The sequence below is a fragment of the Hyphomicrobium sp. genome (assembly GCF_035687085.1).
Taxonomy (GTDB): domain Bacteria; phylum Pseudomonadota; class Alphaproteobacteria; order Rhizobiales; family Hyphomicrobiaceae; genus Hyphomicrobium_B.
Map to the genome: position 1 here is coordinate 126,066 of NZ_DASRYS010000010.1, position 23,928 is coordinate 149,993.

23 protein-coding genes are annotated in these 23,928 nt (G+C 60.2%); 10 read left to right on the plus strand and 13 right to left on the minus strand.

Annotation, left to right across the window (positions count from 1 at the left end; translation table 11 throughout):
• Positions 1 to 4: 4 nt before the first annotated feature.
• From VFG26_RS07800 to VFG26_RS07810, 3 genes are all read right to left on the minus strand, one after another.
• Positions 5 to 3,145 carry an efflux RND transporter permease subunit gene (locus tag VFG26_RS07800; protein ID WP_325023962.1) on the minus strand — a complete coding sequence of 1,047 codons (3,141 nt, stop codon included), beginning with the start codon at positions 3,143 to 3,145 and terminating at the stop codon, positions 5 to 7.
• Positions 3,146 to 3,151: 6 nt separating this feature from the next.
• Positions 3,152 to 4,177, minus strand: a complete 1,026-nt coding sequence (locus VFG26_RS07805) for a hypothetical protein (RefSeq protein WP_325023964.1) — start codon at positions 4,175 to 4,177, stop codon at positions 3,152 to 3,154.
• A 384-nt stretch (positions 4,178 to 4,561) separates the two neighbouring features.
• On the minus strand, positions 4,562 to 5,044 hold the full coding sequence (locus tag VFG26_RS07810; protein ID WP_325023966.1) for a hypothetical protein: 483 nt from the start codon (positions 5,042 to 5,044) through the stop codon (positions 4,562 to 4,564).
• A gap of 476 nt (positions 5,045 to 5,520) precedes the next feature.
• Here VFG26_RS07810 and VFG26_RS07815 point away from each other — a divergent pair, with 476 nt between their 5' ends.
• Together VFG26_RS07815 and VFG26_RS07820 are read left to right on the plus strand one after the other, a co-directional pair.
• Entirely contained in the window at positions 5,521 to 5,895 is a 375-nt protein-coding gene (locus VFG26_RS07815; protein WP_325023968.1) for a hypothetical protein, read from the plus strand.
• Positions 5,888 to 7,705, plus strand: coding sequence for an ATP-binding protein (locus VFG26_RS07820; protein ID WP_325023970.1), 1,818 nt, complete (start codon positions 5,888 to 5,890; stop codon positions 7,703 to 7,705). The genes VFG26_RS07815 and VFG26_RS07820 overlap by 8 nt, the downstream gene beginning before the upstream one ends.
• A 314-nt stretch (positions 7,706 to 8,019) precedes the next feature.
• On the opposite strand, the gene VFG26_RS07825 is transcribed toward VFG26_RS07820, so the two are convergent.
• A complete protein-coding gene (locus VFG26_RS07825) occupies positions 8,020 to 8,343 on the minus strand; it encodes a hypothetical protein (RefSeq protein WP_325023972.1) in 324 nt (107 codons plus the stop codon).
• 352 nt (positions 8,344 to 8,695) lie between these two features.
• On the opposite strand from VFG26_RS07825, the gene VFG26_RS07830 reads away from it, so the two are divergent.
• Positions 8,696 to 8,929: a hypothetical protein gene (locus VFG26_RS07830; RefSeq protein WP_325023973.1), complete on the plus strand. Its 234-nt coding sequence runs from the start codon at positions 8,696 to 8,698 to the stop codon at positions 8,927 to 8,929.
• Between the two features lie 328 nt (positions 8,930 to 9,257).
• Here the strand turns inward: VFG26_RS07830 and VFG26_RS07835 are convergent, their stop codons facing one another.
• A complete protein-coding gene (locus VFG26_RS07835) occupies positions 9,258 to 9,512 on the minus strand; it encodes a hypothetical protein (RefSeq protein ID WP_325023975.1) in 255 nt (84 codons plus the stop codon).
• 207 nt (positions 9,513 to 9,719) lie between these two features.
• Between VFG26_RS07835 and VFG26_RS07840 the strand changes: the two genes are divergently transcribed.
• The gene (locus tag VFG26_RS07840; RefSeq protein WP_325023977.1) at positions 9,720 to 10,139 is read left to right on the plus strand and encodes a hypothetical protein; all 420 of its coding nucleotides are present in this window, start codon (positions 9,720 to 9,722) and stop codon (positions 10,137 to 10,139) included.
• Between the two features lie 123 nt (positions 10,140 to 10,262).
• On the plus strand, positions 10,263 to 10,454 hold the full coding sequence (locus VFG26_RS07845) for a CsbD family protein (protein ID WP_325023979.1): 192 nt from the start codon (positions 10,263 to 10,265) through the stop codon (positions 10,452 to 10,454).
• A 210-nt stretch (positions 10,455 to 10,664) separates the two neighbouring features.
• Here the strand turns inward: VFG26_RS07845 and VFG26_RS07850 are convergent, their stop codons facing one another.
• Positions 10,665 to 10,895 carry a hypothetical protein gene (locus tag VFG26_RS07850; RefSeq protein ID WP_325023981.1) on the minus strand — a complete coding sequence of 77 codons (231 nt, stop codon included), beginning with the start codon at positions 10,893 to 10,895 and terminating at the stop codon, positions 10,665 to 10,667.
• Between the two features lie 556 nt (positions 10,896 to 11,451).
• On the opposite strand from VFG26_RS07850, the gene VFG26_RS07855 reads away from it, so the two are divergent.
• The 3 genes from VFG26_RS07855 to VFG26_RS07865 all read left to right on the plus strand — a co-directional run bounded on the left by VFG26_RS07855 (position 11,452) and on the right by VFG26_RS07865 (position 13,473).
• Complete coding sequence (locus VFG26_RS07855; protein WP_325023983.1) at positions 11,452 to 11,658, plus strand: hypothetical protein; 207 nt, start codon at positions 11,452 to 11,454, stop codon at positions 11,656 to 11,658.
• Positions 11,659 to 11,676: 18 nt separating this feature from the next.
• Positions 11,677 to 11,952, plus strand: coding sequence for a hypothetical protein (locus VFG26_RS07860; protein WP_325023985.1), 276 nt, complete (start codon positions 11,677 to 11,679; stop codon positions 11,950 to 11,952).
• Positions 11,953 to 12,579: 627 nt separating this feature from the next.
• Complete coding sequence (locus VFG26_RS07865) at positions 12,580 to 13,473, plus strand: polysaccharide deacetylase family protein (RefSeq protein WP_325023986.1); 894 nt, start codon at positions 12,580 to 12,582, stop codon at positions 13,471 to 13,473.
• A 142-nt stretch (positions 13,474 to 13,615) separates the two neighbouring features.
• Here the strand turns inward: VFG26_RS07865 and VFG26_RS07870 are convergent, their stop codons facing one another.
• A complete protein-coding gene (locus tag VFG26_RS07870; RefSeq protein ID WP_325023988.1) occupies positions 13,616 to 14,650 on the minus strand; it encodes a glutamine synthetase beta-grasp domain-containing protein in 1,035 nt (344 codons plus the stop codon).
• A gap of 482 nt (positions 14,651 to 15,132) precedes the next feature.
• Between VFG26_RS07870 and VFG26_RS07875 the strand changes: the two genes are divergently transcribed.
• A complete protein-coding gene (locus tag VFG26_RS07875) occupies positions 15,133 to 15,333 on the plus strand; it encodes a DUF2735 domain-containing protein (RefSeq protein WP_325023990.1) in 201 nt (66 codons plus the stop codon).
• A gap of 236 nt (positions 15,334 to 15,569) precedes the next feature.
• Here VFG26_RS07875 and VFG26_RS07880 read toward each other — a convergent pair whose 3' ends face one another.
• The 3 genes from VFG26_RS07880 to VFG26_RS07890 all read right to left on the minus strand — a co-directional run bounded on the left by VFG26_RS07880 (position 15,570) and on the right by VFG26_RS07890 (position 18,986).
• Positions 15,570 to 16,499 (minus strand): glutaminase, encoded by a 930-nt coding sequence (locus tag VFG26_RS07880; protein ID WP_325023993.1) that lies wholly within the window; start codon positions 16,497 to 16,499, stop codon positions 15,570 to 15,572.
• A 428-nt stretch (positions 16,500 to 16,927) separates the two neighbouring features.
• Complete coding sequence (locus tag VFG26_RS07885; RefSeq protein WP_325023995.1) at positions 16,928 to 17,437, minus strand: DUF4142 domain-containing protein; 510 nt, start codon at positions 17,435 to 17,437, stop codon at positions 16,928 to 16,930.
• Between the two features lie 424 nt (positions 17,438 to 17,861).
• Positions 17,862 to 18,986 (minus strand): alpha/beta hydrolase, encoded by a 1,125-nt coding sequence (locus VFG26_RS07890; protein ID WP_325023997.1) that lies wholly within the window; start codon positions 18,984 to 18,986, stop codon positions 17,862 to 17,864.
• A gap of 710 nt (positions 18,987 to 19,696) precedes the next feature.
• On the opposite strand from VFG26_RS07890, the gene meaB reads away from it, so the two are divergent.
• On the plus strand, positions 19,697 to 20,698 hold the full coding sequence (gene meaB / locus VFG26_RS07895; protein WP_325024280.1) for a methylmalonyl Co-A mutase-associated GTPase MeaB: 1,002 nt from the start codon (positions 19,697 to 19,699) through the stop codon (positions 20,696 to 20,698).
• Between the two features lie 107 nt (positions 20,699 to 20,805).
• On the opposite strand, the gene VFG26_RS07900 is transcribed toward meaB, so the two are convergent.
• From VFG26_RS07900 to VFG26_RS07910, 3 genes are all read right to left on the minus strand, one after another.
• On the minus strand, positions 20,806 to 21,423 hold the full coding sequence (locus VFG26_RS07900) for a hypothetical protein (RefSeq protein WP_325023999.1): 618 nt from the start codon (positions 21,421 to 21,423) through the stop codon (positions 20,806 to 20,808).
• Positions 21,424 to 21,641: 218 nt separating this feature from the next.
• Positions 21,642 to 22,742, minus strand: a complete 1,101-nt coding sequence (locus tag VFG26_RS07905) for an alpha/beta hydrolase (RefSeq protein ID WP_325024002.1) — start codon at positions 22,740 to 22,742, stop codon at positions 21,642 to 21,644.
• A 174-nt stretch (positions 22,743 to 22,916) separates the two neighbouring features.
• On the minus strand, positions 22,917 to 23,645 hold the full coding sequence (locus VFG26_RS07910; RefSeq protein ID WP_325024004.1) for a Crp/Fnr family transcriptional regulator: 729 nt from the start codon (positions 23,643 to 23,645) through the stop codon (positions 22,917 to 22,919).
• Positions 23,646 to 23,928 lie beyond the last annotated feature (283 nt).

The window sequence follows — 23,928 nt, forward strand, 5'->3', positions numbered from 1 at the left end:
GAACTCACTCCGCAGCGGCGGGTCTTGCGGCTGCCGGCATCTCAGGTTGCGCGGCTTTCGCGTCAGGCGCGGACGGAGAAATCCGCAAGATACGGCCAAGACGAATAAGCGCTTCCGGCAATACGCCGAGGTTGAGGAGCGTCGCCGTCGTCAAGCCGCCCAGGACAGTGATCGCCATTGGCGCTTCGATTTCGTGGCCGGGCCGGCCAAGACCCAGCGCTAGCGGCACGAGGCCGAGCGCCGCCATCAACGCCGTCATGAAAACCGGAGCGAGGCGCTCAGAGGCCGCGAGGCGGATCGTCTCCGGGCTCCAACCCTTGCCCTCCTCGTCGGCCACATGCTCGACGTGGGCCAACATCATGACCGAGTTGCGCGCGCCGATGCCGAAAACAGTGATGAGGCCGACCAGGCTGCCGAGCGTCATGCCGATGCCGCTGACCACGATCGCTGCGATGCTGCCGATGAGGCAGAACGGCAGATTGATCAGCACCAGGATCGCGAGGCCGCGGCGGCGGAAGGCCATCGCCAGCGCCGCGATAATGAGGGCGGTGCTCAGCGCGGTCAGACCGGCGAGCCGGATCTGCCCTTCCCTTTCGGCCTCGGCTTGACCCGCGAAGGAGACGTAAACGTCTTTGGGAAGATTGAGCGCTGTCACGCGCTCGCGCGCCTCGCTCACGATATGGCGCAGCGAATACCCCTTTGCGCCATTGAAGGTGACGGAGACGCGCCGCTGGGCCCCGTCATGCTGGATGTTGGAGCGGCCCTCGGTCAGCGTGACGGTCGCCACGTTCTTCAGGAGCGTTCGCGTGTTGGTGTTTCCGATCATCAGCTTGTTCAGCTCGCTGATACGGTTGCGATCCTGAGGTGCAAGGATGACGACCACATCGACGGTACGTGCGCCGTCGTACGTCTGGCCCACTGTGGTTCCGGCAAAGGCCGTTTGAATTGCCTCGAGCGCGTCGCGCGAGGTGAGGCCATAGTTGGCAAGTGCTGCTGGGTCGAGCTGGACCGACAATGTCGGCACGGTCGCGCTTCGCGGCATTCTGAGATCGGTGACGCCGGGGATGTCCTCGACGGCTTCTTGTATTTCGGCGGCGGCTTTTTCGAGTGAGGAGAGGTCCGTTCCCAGGGCGCTGATGACGACTTGGGCGGTCTCGCCGCTCAAGGTCTCGCTGATGCGATCGCCGAGGAACGTCAATGTCTCGCTTCTGACTTCCGGGAAACTTTTGAGGGTGTCGCGGATGATATCTTGGGCTTCCTCCTCACTCTTGTCGTGCACCGGCTTCAGTTCGATGTGGAATTCGCTGCGGTCGACGCTCCAGGTGTCTTCGCCCGCTTCGGCGCGGCCGATCTGATGTCCAACGGTATCGATGAACGGCAACTTCAGCAGAGCCTGTGTCACGCGCTCGCCGACAGCCACGACGTCATCCGTCGAAGTGCCGGGAGACGCCATCGCCATCTGCAGCACGAAATGGCCTTCGCGAAACTGCGGGATGAGTTCGCTATGGAGGTAGGGAACGGCGGCAGCAGCAGCGAGGGCGCCGAGCGTCAGCACCAGAACCGTTGCGCCCCAGGCGCGATGGACGACGCCTAGAATCCAGGCCTGTGCGGCTTTGAGCCCCTTCACGAGAGGCGACTCCTTCGTGTCCTCGCTTTTGGTCAGCAGGAGCGCGCAGAGCGCTGGCGTCACCGTGAGCGCGACGAGCATCGAGGCCAGCACCGCCAGAATGAATGTCAGCGCCATCGGGCCGATGAACCGGCCTTGCACGCCGCCGGCAAAGAGCACGGGGAAGAATGCGAAGATCACCGCGAGCGTGCCGTAAAGCATGGAGCCGCGGATTTCGACCGAGGCGTCTTCGATAACGGTCAAGCGGTCGGCGTCGGGACCGGCGAGGCGCAAGCGGCGCGCGATATTCTCGATGTCGATGATTGCATCATCGACAAGCACGCCCAGCGCCAAGGCAAAGCCGCCGAGCGTCATCGTGTTCAGCGATTGGCCGAATTCCTTCAGCACGACGACCGCTGCAAGGAGCGACAGCGGGATTGCAAGAAACGAGATGAGCGACGCGCGTACGCTTCTGAGGAATGCGTAGAGCACGAACAGGATCAACGCCGATCCGAGCAGCAGAGCGGTTTCAAGGTTTTTCAATGCGCGCACGACGAACGATGCCGGCCGGTGCAGCGACGGGTACATCGTGATGCCCCGGCGTTCGAGCGCGGGGCGCAATTCGTCGAGCGCGGCTTCCGTCGCTTTGGTGGCGTCGAGCGTATTGGCGCCGAACTGGCCTGAAACAGTGATCAAGACGCCGGGCTGGCCCATGATCGTGGCGTCGCCGATCTTGGGCGCGGGGCCGATCGTGATCGTCGCCACGTCCGAGAGGCGCACCGGGCGGTTGTTCTGCATCGTGACGAGCGCTTGCGAAATGGCTCGCGGGTCGGGTCCCGGCGGCGGCGTCTCGATGGTAATGCGTTGTGCTGAGGTCTCGATCACGCCGCCACCGCGCAATGCGGTAGCGTTGCTCGCCGCGTTCATGACGTCGGTCACTGTCAGCCCAAGCGCTGCGATGCGTTCGAGATCGGGCTGGATCTGAACCTGTCTTATCGCGCCACCGTAGACCGTCACGCGCGCGATGCCGGGAACGGCCAGCAGCCGTGGCTTGATGGTCCAATCCGCGATATCGCGCAGCGTATAGGGATCGACCTCGTCGGAGAGAATGCCGAGCTTCAGCACGTCCATCGTGCTCGACGTCAGAGGCGTCAGCTTCGGCGGCCCGACGCCTGCCGGCAGCTTTCCGTTCAAGGTCGTCAGACGTTCGGCGATGCCTTGCCGGGCCGCGTTGGCGTCGGCGCTTTCATCGAACGTCACGAGAACGACGGAGAGGCCGTAAATCGATTCAGAGCGAACGGTATGAATTCCGGGGCCGCCGATGACCGCGGCCTCGATCGGGCGCGTGATGATCTGTTCGACTTGCTCAGGTGCGAGGCCTGGGCTTTCGGTCTGGATCGTCACCTGAGGCGGTACGAACTCGGGAAAGACGTCGAGCGGGGCTCGCATCGCCAAGAAGATACCGGCGACGAACCAGACGACAGAGAGCAGCGCGACGAAGTTTCGATAGCGTATGGACCAGCGGATGAGCGCGTTCATGCTGGATCAGTCCGCGTCGGGCGCTGTGTGGCCCTGAGCCACGGACGGTTCAGATGACTTTGTCTTTCCAGCGATCGGGGCCGACGGTGGCGGAGATCGAGATCCCCCATCGTCATCGTCGTCATCGAAGCCGCCGGGCTCGGCCTCGCGCGCGAGCAGAACGGAAGCGCCTTTGACGACGACGCGCGTGCCTGGCTCGAAGCCGCTCTTTACAAAGAAGCCATCATCGACCGGCGCCTCCAGCGACACGAGCTTGCGCTCGTATTTCTGCGGCTCGGTTTCGACGTAGCACCACGATTGGCTGGCGTAGACGACCAGCGCGGCGTTCGGGATGACGACACCGCTCAGCCGCTCTGGGCTATCGGCAATGACGCGCGCGCGGTCCCCTGCACGCAGCCCAGGTCCGGCATTGATCAGGCCGAAGAACGAGACGCCCGGCATCGCGAGGTTGCCGGAAGGCGCTGGCCAAATGACGTCGACCTTCGTTTCCCGCCCTCCCCGGAGAGGCATGACGCGAACATTTTCGGGCGTGTCGATCGCCATGTCGGGGAAGTCGAGGCGGAGGACGGCGCGCGACCCGTTGGCAATGTCGGCCATCAAGGTCTGCCGGGCTTCTGCGTCCACAAACGGCGCTTTGTCGCCCCACGATTGCTGGAGACGAGTCAGCAGCAGTTTCAGCTGAGACGCATCGATCCCCTCCTGGCGGATGGCATTCTCCAGCGTCTGCCGGGAGAGCATGGTGGAGGCTTTGAAGCGCTCGAGCTGCCCGTGGCTGAAGTTGGCGGCGACCGTCGCGGAGCGGATATCGGCATCGAGTTGCAGGAGCACGTCGGGATTGAGAACCGTCGCAATGCCTTCGAGCTTCACCGGCTCGTCGGATGCCGCGAGGGCGATGGTGCGAACGGCGGGGGGAACGACGGCTTGTGCCTCCTCACGGTCCTCGGCTTCTTCCGAATGCGGGGCGTTGCACCCAGCCAGGACGACGACACCGCAGATAACCAGTGAAGCTCTGAGGATCGCAGCAACGTTCACGTGAAGCCTCCGTCCCGGACGGAAATTATTCCTGGACGCACCGGGAATTACTTCCTCATTTTTTTCCGGAGCATGCTCCAAAGATCGGGTTTGAACCAGCGGTTTCTGCAAAGCTGGTACTGGCGCCCGGGAGAAAAAGGCAAAATTGGTATTTCGGCGCAGGAGCGAGGGACCGCTCCCTGGCTCAGCAGGATGTGCGACGCGCGCGCAAATGGCCGGACATTATTTTATTTGAAAACGGATTGAGTTGTGCCACCACTTCGAGGGTGCCAACCAGCTTGGGTGGGGACCGTCAGCTCCACATCAGACCGGCAGCTGTTTCTCCGCGCGCCTCAACCACGCCCGCTCATGAGCGATTGACCGGAGCGAATGACAGGGCCCGGCTCAGCGCCACCACAAAGCCGGGTTCGTCAGCAGATCGACGACGCTGACGTTTTTCGCGACCGCTGCGAGGTTCGGCGGTCCGCTCGCGCCAGCACTCAGGCCGTGGCTTTCGTTTGCGATTGCCTTTTGCGGAATGCGATTGGCTTTGCGGCTTCCTTTCGCACGCGGGACTTGTCGCGCAGTCTTCGCGGAGGCCGAACTCGTCTCAGCCGTCTCCTGGGCCGACTTCTTCGACGCCAGCACGATGGACCGCGCGGACGACGTTTCGGGCTTTGCCGGATCGGTCGCGACAATGGGAGCGGCATCCGTTTCGAGCTGCGCTTCGTGCTCAGACCTGTCGATCGATCCGGTGGTCAATCCGGCGAAAAGCGAACTGATCTTGTCCGCCTCATGACGGGCGGCCGCTGCGGCGCTGGTTTTGCTTTGCAGGGCGGATGCGTAGTTTTGCTGTCCCGAGAGCGGGACGAACGAGGGCAAGGTCACAGTTTCGGAGACTTCTTGAGCGTGTTGCGGACCTGTTGATGCCGCCTCCGCCAAGACCGGCGAAATATACGCTGCTAATACTGCCAGTACCGGCAGTACCAATGACGCAAACAACTTCATAACTGACGCCCTTTACTCCCCACAGACGATTAGGGGACCTAACGACGGCAATAGAATGGCTGGGGGTCTCCAAGCGAACCTAACGCTCGTGCACCCGGATCTTCGAGGCATACCGAAAGCCTCGCGCGAGCCATTTGGTACGCTGGAAGCGACGAGCTCATTCTTTAACTTTTATAATCGAGAGCTTTCGGCCTCTTCGATTTTGGGCGGAAAATGAACACTGTGTTGGCAATTGGAGTAACGCAAGGCTCGGTTAAGCTCAGAGTAATGCATTGTCGCGATGATATTCCGGGGCGCCGAACAAGCATGGCCGGCCTTCTCGTCAGACCATAACCTGTTCTCCAATGAAGTCTCTGATGCCTGCGGCCGAAATCACCCATAACGAGCCCGCACTCGACTCCGGCAAGCTGATGCGTATGCGCAGCTATCTGGATACGGCGAGCTTTCGGGAAGTGATCGCCGAGTTCGAAACCGGAATTCGGCAGCGCCTATTGAACCTCGAGGCGCTCGATCTCACGCCTTCGCAGATCGACGCCATTTGCCACGATCTCATCAATTTCTCCGGCACGCTTGGATTGTGCGAGCTGGCGTCGGCAGCCGAGCAGTTGAGAGAGCACGCCCGCCGGCAAGCGCGGGCGGATTTGGTGTCGGCCCAGGTGGCAATGCGCCCGGTGGGAGATCGCGCCGTCGCCACGCTTCAAAACTACATGGAGGCGCTTCTCGATGAATAAGCTGCGCGTCCACCGTGACCAACTCGTGGCGGTCGCGCGCGTTACTCCTTATGCCATGCTCGGATATGCGGTGAACGTTGGCCTCGCCGCGGCGGCCTTCTGGGACAGGGGCCCGAGGAATCACCTCCTTGTCTGGATCCTTTTCTCCCTCGCTATCTGCGGCATCGTGGGCATTCGTTCATTGCGGCGCGCGATGTCGCCCCAGATCTCTAGCCCAGATCAAATGCGCAGCGCGCGCAGCGCCCTGCTCTTCGCCGTTCTTCTCGCGCTTCCGTGGTCCGTTTTGACAGTGGTCTGGATTGGGACCGTAAACGGAACGAGCGAAGCACTCCTTCTCGCCTTCGCCGTCGGCATGTCGGCGAGCGGCAGCATGTTGCTCGCGCCGATCCCGGCGGCGGCTCTCACCTACGCCAGCATCATCCTGTGCCCGCTCATCACGAAGATGCTCCTGCTCGGCGACAGGGAGAACATCATTCTGGCGGCGCTGGCGTTCAGCTTCCTGATCTTCCTCGTCGTGCTCGTCACGACGAACGCGCGCATGTTCATGGAGCGCCTTGCGGTCATGCAGCGGCTCAAGGTCTCCATCGAGGATGCCAAAGAGGCCAACGAGGCGGCTCAACGCGCGACCGCGGCGAAGTCTGAATTCTTCGCGACGATGAGCCACGAGATCAGAACTCCGCTCAACAGCGTCATCGGCTATACGAGCCTGGTGCTCGCTCGCCGAGGCCTCAATGCGGAGGACGCGCGCGACCTGGAAATCGTTCGCGATGCCGGCCGATCCCTCCTCAGCACCGTCAACGACATTCTTGATTTCTCTGCAATCGAAGCGGGACGCCTCCGGCTGTCGCTGGCTCCCACTCTGCTTCGTCCGACGATCGAAAGCTGTCTGTCGCTGATGCAGGTCGAGGCGCGAGCGAAAGGCCTCATTTTGAGTGGCGAGATCGACAGTGCGTTGGATGAAGTGACAGTCGATGCCGACGCGCAGCGCGTGCGGCAAGTGCTCGTCAATCTCGTCGGCAACGCCGTGAAGTTTACTTCGGAAGGGCGCGTCGATGTGCAAGCGACCTGCTCCAGGCGCTCCGGCGACGTCGTCACCGTGACATTCACGGTCAAGGACACGGGGCCCGGCATACCGCAGAAGTCCATACCGGAATTGTTCAACAGGTTCAGTCAGCTCGACGGCAGCTATGAGCGGCGTTTTGCGGGTTCGGGCCTCGGCCTCGCAATCAGCAAAAGCATTGTCGTTGCGATGCATGGCGAGATCGGCGTGGAAAGCGAGGTCGGGGTCGGCTCGGCATTTTGGTTCGAATTGCCTCTCGTCGTCAGCCGTTCGAGCGCGACAATCGATCGATCGGGCGAGCAAGAGCCACCGGGTCCTGGCGGGCTGAACGTTCTCGTCGTCGATGACATGGAGCCTAATCGGCGGCTGACATCCACCGTGCTCAGGCGTGCGGGCCATCGTGCCGTTACGGCTGCGAGCGGCGCGGATGCCATTACCCTCGCAAGTTCGGAAATCTTCGACTGCATTCTCATGGATATGCAGATGCCAAGAATGAACGGGCTGGCGGCCACGCAAAAAATTCGCAGTCTGCCGCCAAGTCACGGCCAGGTGCCCATCATTGCGATGACGGCCAACGTGCTTCCCAATGAGATTGCGAGTTGCTACGCGGCCGGCATGACCGCTCACATCGGCAAGCCATTTGAAATCGATGAACTGCTTCGCACGATCGAGGCGGCTTGTGGTGGGGAGTCTTCGCGCGCGCGTGCGCGGGTTCCTGCCGAGATGGTTGCGGGTCAAAAGTCGTTCTGATCATCGTCCAGAATTGTTCGCCGATCCTTGGCGATCCGCGTTCGCGCATCGAGAATTCACAAGTGTTACACAACGCGTTCGATTGTGAATTGTTTGTGACGCCGAATTTCGGTATTCGCTGCCTCCTTCAGCGGGAAGAGCGTCGCTGCTTGAACGGTCGGCAAAGCGGGAGCCGATACCGCCAGGCGTGAGGGTGACGTGTTCCTGTTAGCCCTGCCAGCGATGGCAGGGCTCTCTTATTTCAGGCGAAACATCTTCTGCGATTGGCATCCAAGAAAAAGCCCCGGCTCAACCGGGGCTTCTTGTCGTGCGTCTCAATCGTAGTAGCGGCAGACGCGCCGGCCGTGACGCCAGTAGCAGACGTAATCGTCATCGTCATAGTAGCTATCGTAATAGCCGTCATAGAATCCGTAGCCGATGAACGGGCCGCCTCTGAAGTGGCCGCGGTGGCCATGGTGCCCACCGTAGTGACCGGCAAAATGGCCGTAGCCGCCGCGTCCGCCGAAGCCGCCACCATGAAAGCCGCCTCCGCCATGGAATCCGCCACCACCGCCGCCGCGAGCGTCAGCCGAAACGGAGAATGCCGTTACCGCGAGCGCAGCAGCGGCAACGGCCACGAACTTTCGAAATCGTTGCATGGATTGCCTCATGAGTGATGAGCCGAACGGCTCGATGAGGTCCATACGCCAGCAGCAAATCCTTCGTTGCATGCCGTCTTGGCACAGCATCGCCAAGCGTGGAAATCAAACTCAATGGATGGTCTGAAGGCCTTGAAAAAATAATACCGAAGATCCAGCGGCTTATCTTTTATTTCCGGCACCGAATTGGTCTTGTAAAAGCAAGAGCAATGCAATTTCTGAAAAGCACATACGCGTTTCAAAGATGTAAATAATGGCTCTTCGAAAGCAAAAACATATGCTGCCCACCGAACGGAACTCGCATTTCACCGCGCGTCTTTAAGCATAACCGGAACCGCGAGGGAGAATGACGATGTACGAGGATGATTGGCTGGTGGAATTCAATAACCGCGCGACGCCTCGACTCCGCGAAATCTTCAAACGCGAATTGGATGGCATTCCGCCCTCGATGCGCGATCTACTCGATCGCTTGGGCACGCCGAAAAAAAGAAAACGAGCGCCCGTTAGCTTACTGGTACTCCCCCTCCAAAAGAAAGACGCCGGCTTTGGGGGAAGCCGGCGTCTGGACGGCGCTAAGGGGGAATAACGCCAGGGACAACAATCTGGGGGGAGATTGTACTGTCACAACGACAATCAGGCCTTACCGGTTCCGTTCGAATCAAAAAAATGAGGACAAATGCGGGAGCCAAGTCAACCGCTTCCCCATCGAAGTCTGCCGTCAAAAAGCTCGCAGATGATGGGTGGTGCTGGAGCGCGGTAGCGCTAGGCCGTTCCTCTGGAGCAGCCGATCAGGGGGCCGGTCGATGTTGATTGCAAGAAGCGGCAGTTTATTGACCGCTGTGAGGGAAGGTATGCAGATCGGCGCGCTAAGCCAGAGAAACCGGGCTGGACGGCGGACTTGTTCGATAGGGCTTCTACTCTTCTTGAGTGCTATCGGCATCCTTGAATCGGCTACCGTTCGCTATGCCCAACACGCCGAAATCTTGTGAGCGGGAATGTTCGTCAACCTCACCCGTCGGCTCACTCGCCAGCCCCCGCTTCAACAATTCGCGCACGGCTGCAGCGCGACTGGGAAGGCGAAACTTGTATCTAAAATCATCGAGTGCTCGTAACTCGTCGGGTTCGAGCATTATCTGCAGGCGTTCATCTCTATTTGCAGCGGCGTTCATCGCGACCTCCATGGCGCGTCAGGCGAGTTCTGGGGACCCGGGCGGATAATTCTACTTCAATTTCGCCAAGACGGCATTTAACGCGAATGTCTGAGATACAGTTTCTTGCTGAACTTACTCCATCTGCTGAACCGGCTTATATTCTGGAATTAACACATTGATTAATTTTACAAAAAGGAGGATCGTCGCGTTTTCGGAGTTTAACGAATGCGGATCGGCCGATCGGAAAAGATGAATGCCGAGGCATTTCAGCACCTCGCCGCACCGCCGCGCGTACTTCTAGCCGAAGACAACGCGCTCATTGCGCTCGATCTTGAAGAACTCCTCAGGACCTACGGATGCGACGTCATCGGGCCGAGCGTGACCGTGCAAGAAGCCTTGGACGTTCTCACGTACCAGGAGATCGATATCGCTGTCGTCGACTATCTCCTGGAAGACGGCGAGGCTGATCCACTGGCCCTCGCACTCGACCGCAAGGGCATCCCCTACGCGATCTGCACAGGCGCAGGCCAAGACAAGATCGGGTCGCTCTACCCAAACACGCCCATTATCGGGAAGCCTTTCACGCCTGAGGACGTCTCAGTGGTCGTGAATTGCCTTATCGCCAGCAGGCTCGCCCATAGCTGAGTTCGCCCGGCTGCGCTCGCAGGGGTCCGCTTAGACCGCTCCTTCATACTCGCAACAATCAGCATGAGGAACTTTCCAGCGCAACTGAGCGTTGCGGTGGCGTTCTTTCACAAGGAGGGTCCGATGGGCAGTCTCAAAAGCAAGTTCGATACGGTCATCGGCAAGATGAAGGAGAAGGTCGGATACGCTGTGGGCTCCGACAAGCTGCAGGCCAAGGGGGCCGCGCAAGCTGTCAAAGGCAAGGCCGAAGGCGCTGTAGCCGAGAAAGCGGACAAGGCCCGCAAAGCTGTCGACGACACCATCCAGAAACTTTGAATTTCACACGCCATTTCGCTGATCGCATCCGTTAGAAAATACCGACTTCCCTCCGCATTTATGCCGATCCGCGGAGGGATTTTTTATCACGCCACACTCTGTTTCCAAGCCTCATAAAATTTTGAGCGAATAGGCATCGCGTCCGAGCGGCCCGCCTCATCGTGCGTTAACCCGCGCGCCTTCAAGCTCCCAGCGTTTCATCGCACGACATCACATGGCGATGACACTGCGAAGTGCGGCGGAGCCCATTTTGCTGAGCGGGCTAATGGCGTTTGCAGCCCCATTCACGTCGATGGACGTGCAGGTAGCCAAAGCAAGCGAACTGTTCCTGCCACGGCTTTTCGCCAGCCCGCGGCGCCATGGAACAATCAGCATGACTGTCAGCACACCGTCTAATTCTTGGCTGGCGAGCAGCGAGGTTTCCTCAATGAAGACATTCAACCGGATTTTGATCGGAGCGGCGGGATCGCTTGCTCTCCTTTCGATGACCTCGGTCGCCGAAGCCGCCCACGGAGGTGGAGGTGGCGGGGGCGGCGGAGGATTTGGGGGCGGTGGCGGCTTCCACGGCGGAGGCGGCGGTGGATTTGGCGGAGGCGGTGGTTTCCGCGGCGGCGGCGGCCCAGGATTTGGTGGAGGCGGTGGCTTCCGCGGGGGTGGCGGGCCAGGATTTGGCGGTGGTTTCCGTGGCGGTGGGCCAGGGTTTGGATTCCGCGGGGGCGGCAGGCCGTTTCATGGAGGCGGATGGGGAGGTGGCGGCTGGTGGTGGCCAGGTGTGGGGTGGGGTGTCGGTTACCCCTACTGGGATGACGATTATTATTACAGTTATGGCGGTCCCTACTATCGGCGGCGTTACTGCCCCTATTGAGACCCCGCTCGCGCGTGGTGCCCCAGCCCGCGATGTTTGGGCGGGGCACCTCGCTGCGAAGGAAGCTTCAGAGAGATGCCGGGAACACCCGCTCAGACTGGGGGTTTAGTTCTATACGCTAGGGAGGCGATCATGGCTGTCACCGACAACCCGACCGCATTGCAGGTCCTGGAAGAAGAAGGCATCGAACGCGCTGCCATCGAGAAGCAGCCGCACGAGCCGAGTGTCCAGGAATTTCAATATCACGTTCGCACTTATCGCGACTTCGTACGTGGCGTAATTCTGTTCGTGGCCCACATTGCTGTCATTCTGATCGCCCTGGCGTATTTCTTCGGTTGATTACGAAAGGAATCGTGCGTGGCGAAGACACCAACAGAAGCTCGGCAAGCCAGTCCCCGGACGGGCAGCTTCTACGTACTCATCATATCGACAGCGCTTGCTGTTCTAGCTCTGGGCGCATTCACCCTTGCATTTTTCTCCGTCACATCTCCGCAGATGGACGGCTCGCAGGACAATACGACGGCGCAGGACCAGCCTTCGAAGGGACGTCCGCCAGAGCCGAAGGCGCTCCCTAAGACTTCGCCCGCCGGCGTCGGCGGCGGCGATGACACCGGGCCCAGCGTGCGTCCGTAACTGCGGCCCGCGTTTTCCCGGAGCGGATGTTCAGAAAATCCGATGTTAACTACCCGATCCGGTAATGTTCCGTGTGCGGAACTTGGCTTTTGACCCTCTGTTGCCGAAGCGGAGCATTCGCTCCGGCAAACAGAGGATCACCATCATGAAGATCATCACGATGTCCCTTCTGGCTACCTTCATGGCTACCGCCGCTGTCAGTGCGATTGCACCTCCTGCTCATGCTTGCGGCTGGGGCGCGAAGCGCTGCGGCTGTGGCGGCTGGTAGATCTCCCGCTGACTGTTGAGGATCCTCGACGGCGTGCCAAGACTCAGGTGCGCCGGCGGGGTTTTGTATTTTCAATGCAATCATCCGTAGACACTCAATCGGCGAGCCCGGCACCCATAGCAAACACTAGACATGTGCCAGCCCACTGTTGCACGGCATCACCGCGCTTAGACTAAACTTGATGCGCAAAGGCCTATGGCCTCGCTCGTCCTGAGTGTGAGTTGATATATTCGCCGCCGATTGATACGAGAGCGGGCTCCGCGGGTGCCTGCAAGATGACGCCGGCTGCAAAGCCAGAGCCGAGAGCTCTTCCCAAGTGATGCCGGATGCATCCGGCTCCTGATCAACTGGATTTTCCAATGCAGCCACTACGAAATCTGAGCCTCGCTGTTTCGATTGTGCTCGTCGCGGGCCTTTGCGTTTTTCCTGCTTACGCCGAAGATGCTTGCCCTGAAGGCGCGCTCGGCGTTTCTCGCACTATCGAGGTCGATACGACCGGCGGACCGTGGATCGGGTCGCCGCACGGCGATCCCAATCTGCTGGCTCCGGGCGAAGTCGTTTTGACGTTCGACGATGGCCCGTCACCGAAAAGCACGCGCCAAGTTCTCGACGCCCTCGCCAAAGAGTGCACCAAGGCCGTCTTCTTCATGGTCGGCGAAATGGCCGTCCTGCATCCGGAGGTCGTCAAGGAGGTGGCGGAGCAAGGCCATACGATCGGCACCCACACCTGGACGCATCCCAATCTCGCACGCCTTGATCAGGCCGATGTCACGCGCGAGGTCGAAGCGACCTTCGACATCGTTCAGAAGGCCAGCCCCGTGCCTGTCGCGCCGTTCTTCCGGTATCCGTACCTGTCGAGCAGCAAGGAAAACGAGGACTACTTCAAGAGCCGGAACATCGCGCAATTTGCAGTCGACATCGATTCTTCCGACTGGCGCGTGCGCCGCTCGGCACCGGTCATCACGAGGATCATGGCCGGTCTCAAGGCGCGCGGGCGCGGCATTATCTTGATGCACGATATCCATGGGTGGACGGCTGACGCCGTGCCCGAGCTTCTCGCGAAGCTCAAGGCGGGGGGATATAAGGTCGTTCTGCTGAAGCCGAAGACGTCGCTGGAACTCGTCGCCGATATCTCTCCGCCTGCTCCGCAGAAGGCGGCCGTAAGCAGATCGCGCAGAGGCAAGCATCAGCATGCCGTCTCGCGCACCCGGCGCGCTACGCTCGCGAGCAAAAAGTCCGCGGCGCTTCAATAAATCTCGGTTGATTTTGTAGAGAGCTTTTGGTCGCTGTCTTTGCGAGTGCGTCTGCTGACGCGCGCCCTGCCGTTATCGGCGTGCAAGGGCCCTGAATAGAGTCGCGGCGCCGACTGGAAAGCCGGCGCCGCGATTTGAAGTCTTAGGCGGCCTTGGCGACCGAGGTCGAGACCGAGGAGATCGTCTTCAGGATCTGCGAAGCGATCTGGTATGGGTCGCCCTGGGAGTTCGGACGACGATCCTCGAGATAGCCCTTGTAGCCGTTGTTGACGAACGAGTGCGGGACGCGGATCGAAGCGCCACGGTCAGCAACGCCGTAGCTGAACTTGTTCCACGGCGCGGTCTCGTGCTTGCCGGTGAGACGCATGTGGTTGTCCGGGCCGTAGACGGCGATGTGGTCTTCGAGGTTTGCCTCGAATGCCTTCATCAGAGCCTCGAAGTACTCCTTGCCGCCGACTTCGCGCATGTAGGCCGTCGAGAAGTTGGCGTGCATGCCCGAACCGTTCCAGTCCGTGTCGCCGAGCGGCTTGCAGTGGAACTCGATGTCGATGCCGTACCTTTCCGTCAGGCGGAGCAGCAGGTAACGCGCGATCCACATCTCGTCAGCGGCCTTCTTGGAGCCCTTGCCGAAGATCTGGAATTCCCACTGGCCCTTCGCGACTTCAGCGTTGATGCCTTCGTGGTTGATGCCGGCTGCGAGGCAAAGGTCGAGATGCTCTTCGACGATCTGGCGCGCGACGTCGCCGACGTTCTTGTAGCCGACGCCCGTGTAGTAGGGGCCCTGCGGAGGCGGGTAGCCAGCTTCGGGAAAGCCAAGCGGACGGCCGTTCTTGTAGAAGAAGTATTCCTGCTCGAAGCCGAACCAGGCGCCGCTGTCATCGAGAATGGTCGCGCGCTTGTTCGACGGATGCGGGGTCTTGCCATCGGGCATCATGACTTCGCACATCACGAGCACGCCGTTCGTGCGGGCGGGATCGGGATAGTGTGCGACCGGCTTCAGGACGCAGTCGGAGTTGTGGCCCTCGGCCTGCATCGTCGACGAGCCGTCAAAGCCCCAGAGCGGCAGGTCAGCCAGATCCGGGAAGGAGCTGTATTCCTTGATCTGCGTCTTGCCGCGCAGGTTCGGAACCGGCGTGTAGCCGTCGAGCCATATGTACTCAAGCCTATACTTCGTCATTCTTAGCTGCTCCCTGAGTTGACGTCTGAGGAATTCCTAATTCGTTTGCGACCGGCGAAGGCATGCCTGGGCGCTGAAGTCCGAGATCGCGGACGGCACCGCGAATTCGCCCGGGCTTCGCTGAAGTCCTGCATCTCGGGAGAGTTCGTGCGCACACCGCGGACTGGCCGCCAGGGCGGATGGCGCTGTGATCGAGGACGCTATTCCGGCGAACGGTCTCGCGCTCACTTCTTGAGACACGCCAGTCAGCATCCAATCTCCCTCTCAATGCAGCCCCCGCAAGGGCCCCAAGACTCCGTGGCGGAACACGACGACTGTGCGGGCGTTCACCACGGGGATGGATGCTATCCAAAGATACAAAACCTAGCATGCCCATAGTTTGGGCAATTGCTGATTTTTATTGAGGCATCAGGATAATCAGGCGAAACTGGCCTTCGAACCGGGCTCCTTTACTGAGCCGGTAGAACTTCAGGAGAGAGGAAATGACTGAAACGCATATTCGGCCGTCAGCGAAAATCTACCAATTCCCCAAGGGCGGACGCGCTTCCCTGCATGGCCAGCGCATCGTGAAGCAGGCGGCTTCGATCGTACCGGCGCGGCGCGTCAAGCCAGTTGAGTTCGGCAGCTGCTGGTATCACGAAGCGGCCATTGAAGAAGCCGCCGAGTCCGTGCGCTGGAGCTGAAGCCCTATCCGCACGGTATGAGTTATGTTGCTTTATTGAGTTTCAGATATTGATTGAGATCGCGCGAAAGGCTTTGTCCTTTTCGCGCGCGGCGGGGAAGGCTTTGCCGCCGAGGCCACAAGCTCCTGTATTCTGTTTAGTTTCCGCCTCGGGTGTTCTCACGCTCGAGTAAAAGCACCCATTTTTGGCACCCGAAACACGGGTCATCAGCCCACGTGACGGCAGGGGTCGCGAGGTCATGCACCGAAGATCGACCAGCCCATCCGCGTGGTGAGGCGTTCGAGCGCGATCTGCCCAAGACGCGAGTTTCCCGTCTTATCCAAACCCGGCGACCAGACGACGATGGACGCCTTGCCGGGAGCGACGGCGAGGATGCCGCCCCCTACTCCGCTCTTGCCCGGAAGGCCGACGCGGTAAGCGAACTCCCCTGAGCCGTCGTAATGACCGCAGGTCAGCATGAGAGCGTTAATCCGACGCGCCCTCTCAGGCTGCACAACAGCAAGTCCCGTGGACGGATTGCTGCCAAATTGTGCAAGAAAGCGCCCGGCCATGGCCAATTGTCTGCAAGACATCGCTATGGCGCAGTGATGGAAGTAAACGCCAAGCGTGAATTCAACCGGGTTGTCGAGGTTGCTGAACGACTTCATGTAATTGGCGAGAGCGGCGTTGCGGAAGCCGGTTCGCTGCTCGGAGGCGGCAACTTGGCGGTCGATCGTGATGGACGAATCGTCGGCCAGAAACTGCATGAACCGCAAAATTTCTCCCAACGCTTCGCGCGGGAGATGCCCCGACAGTATCACATCCGTGACGGCGATGGCGCCCGCATTGATAAATGGATTGCGCGGGATGCCTTGTTCGCGCTCGAGCTGCACGATGGAGTTGAACGGGCTACCCGATGGTTCACGGCCAACGCGGCTCCACAGCCTGTCGCCGACCTTCCCCAAGGCCAGGGTCAACGTGAAAACTTTCGAGATGCTTTGGATCGAGAATGGCGTATCAGCATCGCCAGCCGTCACAACGTTGCCCTCCGCGTCGACCACCGCGATGCCAAAAGCTTTCGGATCGACGCGCGCCAACTCTGGAATGTAGGTTGCGACCTCGCCCCGGTCGGGCATACGGCGCATCTCGTCGGCTATTTCTTTGACGACGTCGTCAAGCTTACTCACGGCAGGCCCATTTCGTGACTGCGATCATGCCCACCTACTAGCGGGCATTCGCTTCATCACACAAGCGGGCGAAATTGCTCGCGCTTCCGCTACGCGCCGCGCAACCGCGGGAATTATTTCTCGCTATCGAACGTATCGAACTGAATCTGCTTGGGAGCATTTGCGCAGGCGACGCTGCGACCGGCCGACAACGCGCCGGGCTCAAGTGGAACGCACAAATTTCATGTGGGTAGGATTGTTTCCGCGCCTTGCCGCCAATTGCCGAATCGGCTCGTTTCAACTAGCTTTCCTGGCGTTGTACGCTCCCGTACATTCATTAGATGATATTGCCTCGGCCCCGAAGCCTTCTCACTTCGGGGCCTTTTTAATTTCTATCACGTGGCGCGGTACGCACGCTCAGGAAAGCGGCGCCGCTCAAACGACCTGCGCTAGCTCTTCGACTGGACCTTCTCGTGAAGGTTCTTGACCATCTCCAGATGGTGCTCAAGCGTCGGAAGCATTTTCGTCGCGAACGCCTTCACCTCTGGCGTCGGCCCGTTCGCCGCATAATCTTTGAATTTCGCGACCGTGTCCTGGTGCGCTTTCAGCTGTTCGTTCGTGTAGGCGGAATCGAAACCGTTCTCCGTCGTGAAGAGACGCAACTTCGCGTACTTCGCGGCATGCGTCACATCGAGCGAATCCGACGGAGGCTCGATCTTCGCTTCAGCAAGAGCAGCCTTCAGCTCCTGAGCAGCCTTCGTGTGATCGTCGATCATCTGCTGCGCGAAGGTTTTCACGTCAGGCGATTTTGCGTGCTCCAGCGCGAGCTGGCTCGTGTCGATTTCGAATTTATTTCCTACAGTGGCGTTATCGATGAAGTCCTTCGTTTGGCTGGGGACGTCTGCTGCCAGTGCCGGCAGCGCAAGGCCCAGCACAAGGGTTGCTAAAATTGCTCTCATCGCGGTCTCTCCTCGGCGTCTTTCGATGGGCTCGTAACCGCTCCGGCGGGAGCAATGTTCCCGTCGCGCCTGGGTTGCCGGCCCGGATGGGAGCGTCGAGCGGCTCTCCGGCCCCGGGACCTCTTTTCCTATTTCGGAACTTTAGGTTTTCTGACCGGTTTTCGGCCAGATAAACGGAGATGAGCCGTGCACGAATATGTGAGCGAGTTTCTTCTGGTCCTGTCGGTTATCGGAACGCCAATCATTCTCGGTGCGCTCTTGTTTTACGGCATGACGATTTCAGAGCGCCGGAATTCGGCCAAACGCCGGGAGCGCAGAGCCGAGGGGTACCCGAAGCGTAGCTATGCTGAGGATGGCCGCAGCGGCAGCGCCCACCGCCGACGCGACCGATCCCACCGCCCTGTCTAGCGCGAAGCTAGTTGAGCTAGTTGGTGGCCTGGAACCGCCAGAAAGTTCCCGTGGGCGACTCCACCGCCAGGATGCTTTTTAAACGCTTGTCCGGCGGCCGGATGCCGAGTTGCACCAGCGCTTTCACATCGTTGAGCAGCGCCGGATTCTCGGCATAGCCGGAATGGTTGAGACCCAGCGCATCGGTGGAAACCGCTGTCACATCTATAGTGTCCACGCCCGGAATGATCAGCGGTCCGTCCTGGGGGACGTCGCCGGCGCGGGGCACACCGCCCCAGAACCGCGCGGAATATCCTAGCGCCCGATCGTTTGATGCAGCGTAGAGCGTCACGCCTTTGGCGAAGTTCGAGATTTCGCGCGCAATAATGTTGAACTTATCGCGGTCGACATCCGGCGCGGCCAGGATGACCTGGCTGATCACGACGCCTTCGGGAATTTTCGGGCGCATCCTTTCCAGCACGCGGAGCAATACCTGATTGCCCATCGAGTGCGCGATGAGGCTGATCGATTTCGCGCCGCTCCTCTCGATGACCAGCTTGAGAAATTCCGCCAGCATCGGTTCCGCCTGCTCAGCGCTGCCGTAGTCATACGTGTAGCTCGCGACCCTCCCGCCGGATGGCCAGCTGTAGAGGAAGGGCACGCCGTCGAAACCTAAGTCGTAGGCGATCTGCGCGGTTCTATAGAGCGCGCAGTCGAACGACGTGTTGAAGCCGTGCACGAAGACGAACGCGTGATCCTTGAACGTGGAGGATTTCGCCAAGTGCTCTTTGACGAGCGCCAGCATCTGGTCTTCGCTGAGGCTCGCGATTTCCTGCAGGGTGAAATGCTTATTTGGATCCTCCGTCTCTTCGTAGATCTTGTATTTGAAGTACGGGATTTCGAAGATCCTCGGCCGCTCGATGTGCGGCACCTCATGACTGAAGGGCACCGTAATCAAGGCGCGGCCAAGTTGAAGCTTGTGGCCGCGGTCGGAGCCAAATCGCAGCCTCGCCGGATCTAATTCGATTGCGCGATCCGTTCCGTAGAACACGGGCACGACTTTGAACTTCTTCGACGGATCGCTTGCGATTGCAGCGCGAGCCGCCGCTGCCGGTGCAGCAGGCGGTGGCGCCATGGGCGCCGGCGCGGCGGGCGGAGACATACGCGGCTCACCCAATCGCGCCCGCGGGGCGGCGGCGGGTGAGGCGGGGGCCATCGTCCCGGGAGAGAGTTCCGGCGGGGCGGCCCCACCCGCAGGTTCTTCAGCCATCGGAGGCGGAACTGCTTCGACCGCCTTGGGCTCTTCGGGAGCCTGTTGTGCAGCGCCTGCCGCTTTTGGTTCTTCGGGTGGCGGCGGCGGAGGTGACGTGTCTATGCCTCCCGAGCCGCCTGTTGTTCTGGTTTCGGGCTCCGCTTCGGATTCTTCGTGCTGTTCGAAATGCCTCTCAGGCGCTTCTTTCTTTTGCAATTCGGCTTGTGGCGGTGGAGCGGCTTCCGGCATCGCCGGGCGATTTGCTTGGGGCGGCGGCAGCGCAGGCCTCGCCTCTTCCTGCGCCTGACGGGGCTCGGCGCTGTCATTCTTGGAGAGTTTTGGGCTTTCACTACACGCGGCGAGCACTCCGCACGCTGCGAGTATCGTCAGCCCCCATCCCGCATTGCGTGCCGATCTACGGCAGCCTCGAGTTGCCCAAATCACGCTACCCTCCCCTAGGACGCGGCCCTCGCGCAGGCTAGGAAGCCCGAGAGCACCAAGCAATGGCTCTATGGCAGGAGTTTATGAGCGCGGATAGCGTCGAATTCCCGACTTGCGGGATGATCACTTTCCTGCCCATCGTCACGGCAAATAACCGAACAGGATTCAGCTTCTCGCCCATGGCCGTAACAGCCCTTCCCGCCCACAGAATTTCCGTTGCCGACTACGTATCCGGAATCGCCGGTGGCGATCGCTCGCTCCTCGCGCGCGCCATTACACTTGTGGAAAGTTCAAATCCCGAGCACGGGCGCCTTGCCCAACAGGTGCTGCAAGAACTGTTGCCAAAAACCGGCAAAGCCGTTCGGCTGGGCATTACCGGCGTTCCCGGCGTCGGTAAATCGACGACGATCGATCAGCTCGGAATGAATCTTCTTGGCGAAGGCCATCAGGTGGCCGTGCTTGCCATCGACCCGACGTCGAAGCGCTCCGGAGGCTCGATCCTCGGCGATAAGACACGCATGAGTTCGCTCGCGCAGGAGAAGAACGCCTTCATCCGGCCCTCCCCCTCGTCCGGAACGCTGGGCGGCGTTACGCGGCGCACGCGCGAAACGATGGCGCTCGTCGAAGCGGCGGGTTTCGATGTCGTCATCGTAGAGACGGTCGGCGTGGGCCAATCGGAGGTCGCGGTCGCCGATATGGTCGACTTCTTTCTCGTGCTTCTGCTCGCCGGCGGCGGCGATGATCTGCAGGGCATCAAGAAGGGCATCATTGAGCTTGCCGACATGATTGCGATCAACAAAGCGGATGGCGACAACGTCAAGCGCGCACAAAGCGCGGCGGCGGAATACCATAACGCGCTGCAAATTTTCACACCGCACGGCGCGACGTGGTTCCCACCGGTGCTGACTGTTTCCGGCCGCGACAATCACGGGCTGAAGGAACTGTGGGCCAAGGTTCTCGAGCATCGCGAAAAGATGACGGCGACGGGCGAGTTCGCGGCGCGGCGGCAATCGCAAGCCGTGTCATGGATGCGCGACATGCTTGAAGATCGCTTGATGGGGGCTCTCAGGGCCAATCCGAAGGTCGCGGCCGAGCTTCCCAGCATCGAAGCCTCTGTCCGCAGCGGCACGCTTCTGCCGACGCTTGCGGTCGAACGCATCATGGCGATGATGGGATTGTGATGCGGACCGCGATTCTCGATGTCCGATAAGAAAAAAGCGCCATGGGCTCTGATGCCAATGGCGCGCTGATCTCAAAACGCAATTTAAGTATGAGAAAAGATCCGGCGTTATCGCGAGATGCTGCCGGTCTCGATAACATTCCGGCGCGAATTGACCTGATATAGCGAGACTTCGATTTCGGCATTTCTTGCAGCCGCAAATTCCGCTTCACGGCGCGCTGTTTCAACAGCGGTCAAAGCCGCTTCTATCTCAGCATTACGCTCGGCCACGAAATTCGCATCCGCAACGGCTGCCAAGGCCGCATCGATTTCGCGATTGCGATCGCGCTCGAATTCCGCCAAGCGAAGAGCTTCCACGCGCGCCATCGAAGCTTCAGCGAGCGCATTCTGCGTGCGTTCGAATTCCGCTTGTGCAACGGCTTGAGCTTCCCGGGCAACGGCGTTTGCGACCGCAGCCAGTGATGCGTTGATCTCGTCGTTGCGTTCACGCTCGAACACGGCTTTTTCGCAAGCTGCAATTGATGCTTCGATTTCGGCATTCCGCGCGCGTGCGAATTCGTCGTCGAGCCTTTGTTTGACGCGAGCGATCGAGGCATCGATCTCAGCGTTGCGCTCACGCGCAAACGTGAGATTGGATGCATACGACGTGGTGTTTTCCGAGGAAGCTGAAACCCCCTCGACGGGGAGCGCAAGTCCTGTGAGGACGGTTGCGAGTATGATGCGCATGTATGACATTGGCGTTGACCTCGCTTAGATTTGATTGGCGCTCGGTTCAGCGCCGGCGAAGCCAATTTGAATCTATTTTACTTAAAATTGCGTGCATCCGTGTTGCGGAAAAAGCGCGTTATTTCTGCTCTTTTTCAGCATTTAATGTGCGATGGGATTTCGTACGCGAGCGTCGTTTCCCATCAATTCATATTGGCCATTTTGGCGCCTGCATGACCTCAAGCGAGATGCTTATTGAAGAACTGCATAATCTCGTCGAATGCGTCTTCGGTCTCGGGCAGAAATGGCGAGAGATATTGAGCGTGGCTTTGTCCTTCCAGGACTTGCAGGGCGGCTGGAACGCCAGCCTTGCGAAGCTTGCGATGCGCACGCACCGTGTCGCTTAAAAGAAGATCCCGCGTTCCCGACGTGAGGATCGCCGGGGGGAAACCGGTGAAATCACCAAAGATCGGCGAGATCATCGGGTCGCGTGGATCGTTCTGACCAGCGTAGAGCGCGCCCGCCGCGTTTGCCCAGCTCCGGCGCGAGACAAGCGCGTTGTCGACGAACGCGTTCGCCATGATCGAATCTCCCGACCATGTGAGATCGGCGACGGGGCTCCCGGGTGCGATGGCTCCAGGCAAAGCAAGTCCTTCGGCCTTGGCGCGGAGGATTGCAGCGAGGGTCAGCGCACCGCCTGCGGACGTTCCGAAGATTGCCATCTTGCGTGGATTGTAGGCGGCGAGCAGCACGCCCCAAACGGCCATGACGTCATCGAGTGCGGCGGGATAGGGGAAGTCAGGCGCCATGCGATAGTCGATCGAGACGACTTTGCAGCGGCCGTAACCGGCCATGAGCATACCTTCCCCGGCGCCCGCCTCGCCGGGAAACAGAACGTAACCCCCGCCATGGAGATGAACGAAAAGCCTGTCGCGATTTTCCGGCGCGATCTCTTGCGGTGTAATGACGAAGACGGGGACGCCGCCCATCTTCGTCTGTTCGACGGTCAGCCCGAAGTGCTGGCGAATGGCAGCGATCGCAGGCGCGGCACCTGCTGCACTTTTCACGGCGAGGCTTTTCCAGGCCGCAGCATCAGCAGGCAGCGCGTTCCAGCCCGGCGGATAAGGTTCGGCGATGACGGCTTGCAGCCCCTCGCTCACCGTCGATGGCACCGGCAAGGTGCGAGCCGGCAGCTGACGAGCGCCGAGATTTGCCGATGGCGCGGCCTCCTGGGCGCGCGCTGCTGCTGGGAGCGCTGTGGCGGCGAGCGAACCTCCAAGAAATAGCCGGCGCGAAAGTGAAAGTTTCTGGCTGATCGCGGCAAACGAGAGGACGCTCATGCTGTCGGTATTCTCCATGGGGGTGGGTAAAGAAAACAGGCGTCAATAGCGGCGCTGCGTCAACCGGCGAAAACCACGCAGCAAAAACACGCAAGCCGCGTGCGGTTGCCCGGACGCGGCGCGCAAGGTCTGTTCATCGAAGGAGATCGAAACGTAGGCAGTCAGCCGCTGCGGCTACTGCAGAGCCGCCACGAGGTCGTCGCGCGGCGCGAGCCAGGCGGGCGGCCCCAAAGCCTCTTCGGCCACAGACTTCAGTCCCACGAGGTCCTTCAGCCGCAATCCATGCGGCTCTGCCGGCTCCACCATGCCGCAAATTTCGAGCTGTTTGAGGGCGAGCGCAAGTTCGTCGATCGTGAGACTGAGGAAGTCCGCAATGATCGCGCAATTGACGCTGTCGTCGATGAAGGCCGGATCGCCGCCCTCCTCCCGGCTTCTCTGCGAAACCGCCGTCAAGAACGCCGCAAGGCGAATTGCCGGCTGCTTGCTGGCCGAGCTGGCGAGGCTTTCGCGGCGATAAATGAACTCACGTTCCATCGCCGCATCAAGTCTGGCCTTATTATGGGCATCACTTTCCGTGAGCTTCTCGGCCGCGTCCAGTGGAAGCGCGCGGACAGTGGAATTGATGGCGGCTCGCGCACTCGTCGCGTGGCGTTCTAAAAATCCCATGCCGACGAGATCGCCGGCAAGCGCGTGCTCGACAATTTCCATCGTGCCGTCAGGACGCGTGCGATAAATGCAGAGTGCGCCCGCTTCGACCCTGTAGAGAGACGTTTTAAAGTCACCGCTTTCGAAAAGAATTTCGTCCCGCCCGAGGTGACGAACATTGGCTTCTAAAGAATGAGACGCGGGCAGTGTCCGCAGGAGAGGTACGCTCTCCGCATTGCCGGAACCTGGTCGCAGCATGCTCGAACTCCACACAACAAAAACAACAAGGCTCGCCCAAATGCGGGCGTCGTCAAATATCGTGCGTCAGAGGAATAGATTTAGGGGACCGGAAAAGTCCGTCGTGAAACTGGGGGATCCGTGAAAACAGCTGGAATGTGCCCCATTTCTGCATTTCTGTCCAATCCTTTGAGGACCGCTTGGCCTTGATCAGTGCATAATTGCCTTGGCTTACACTGTTCAGCTGCCTCCTAACCTCAAGCCCGCGTTGAAGTTCCGCTTTAGGCGACGTTGCTGTGGAATA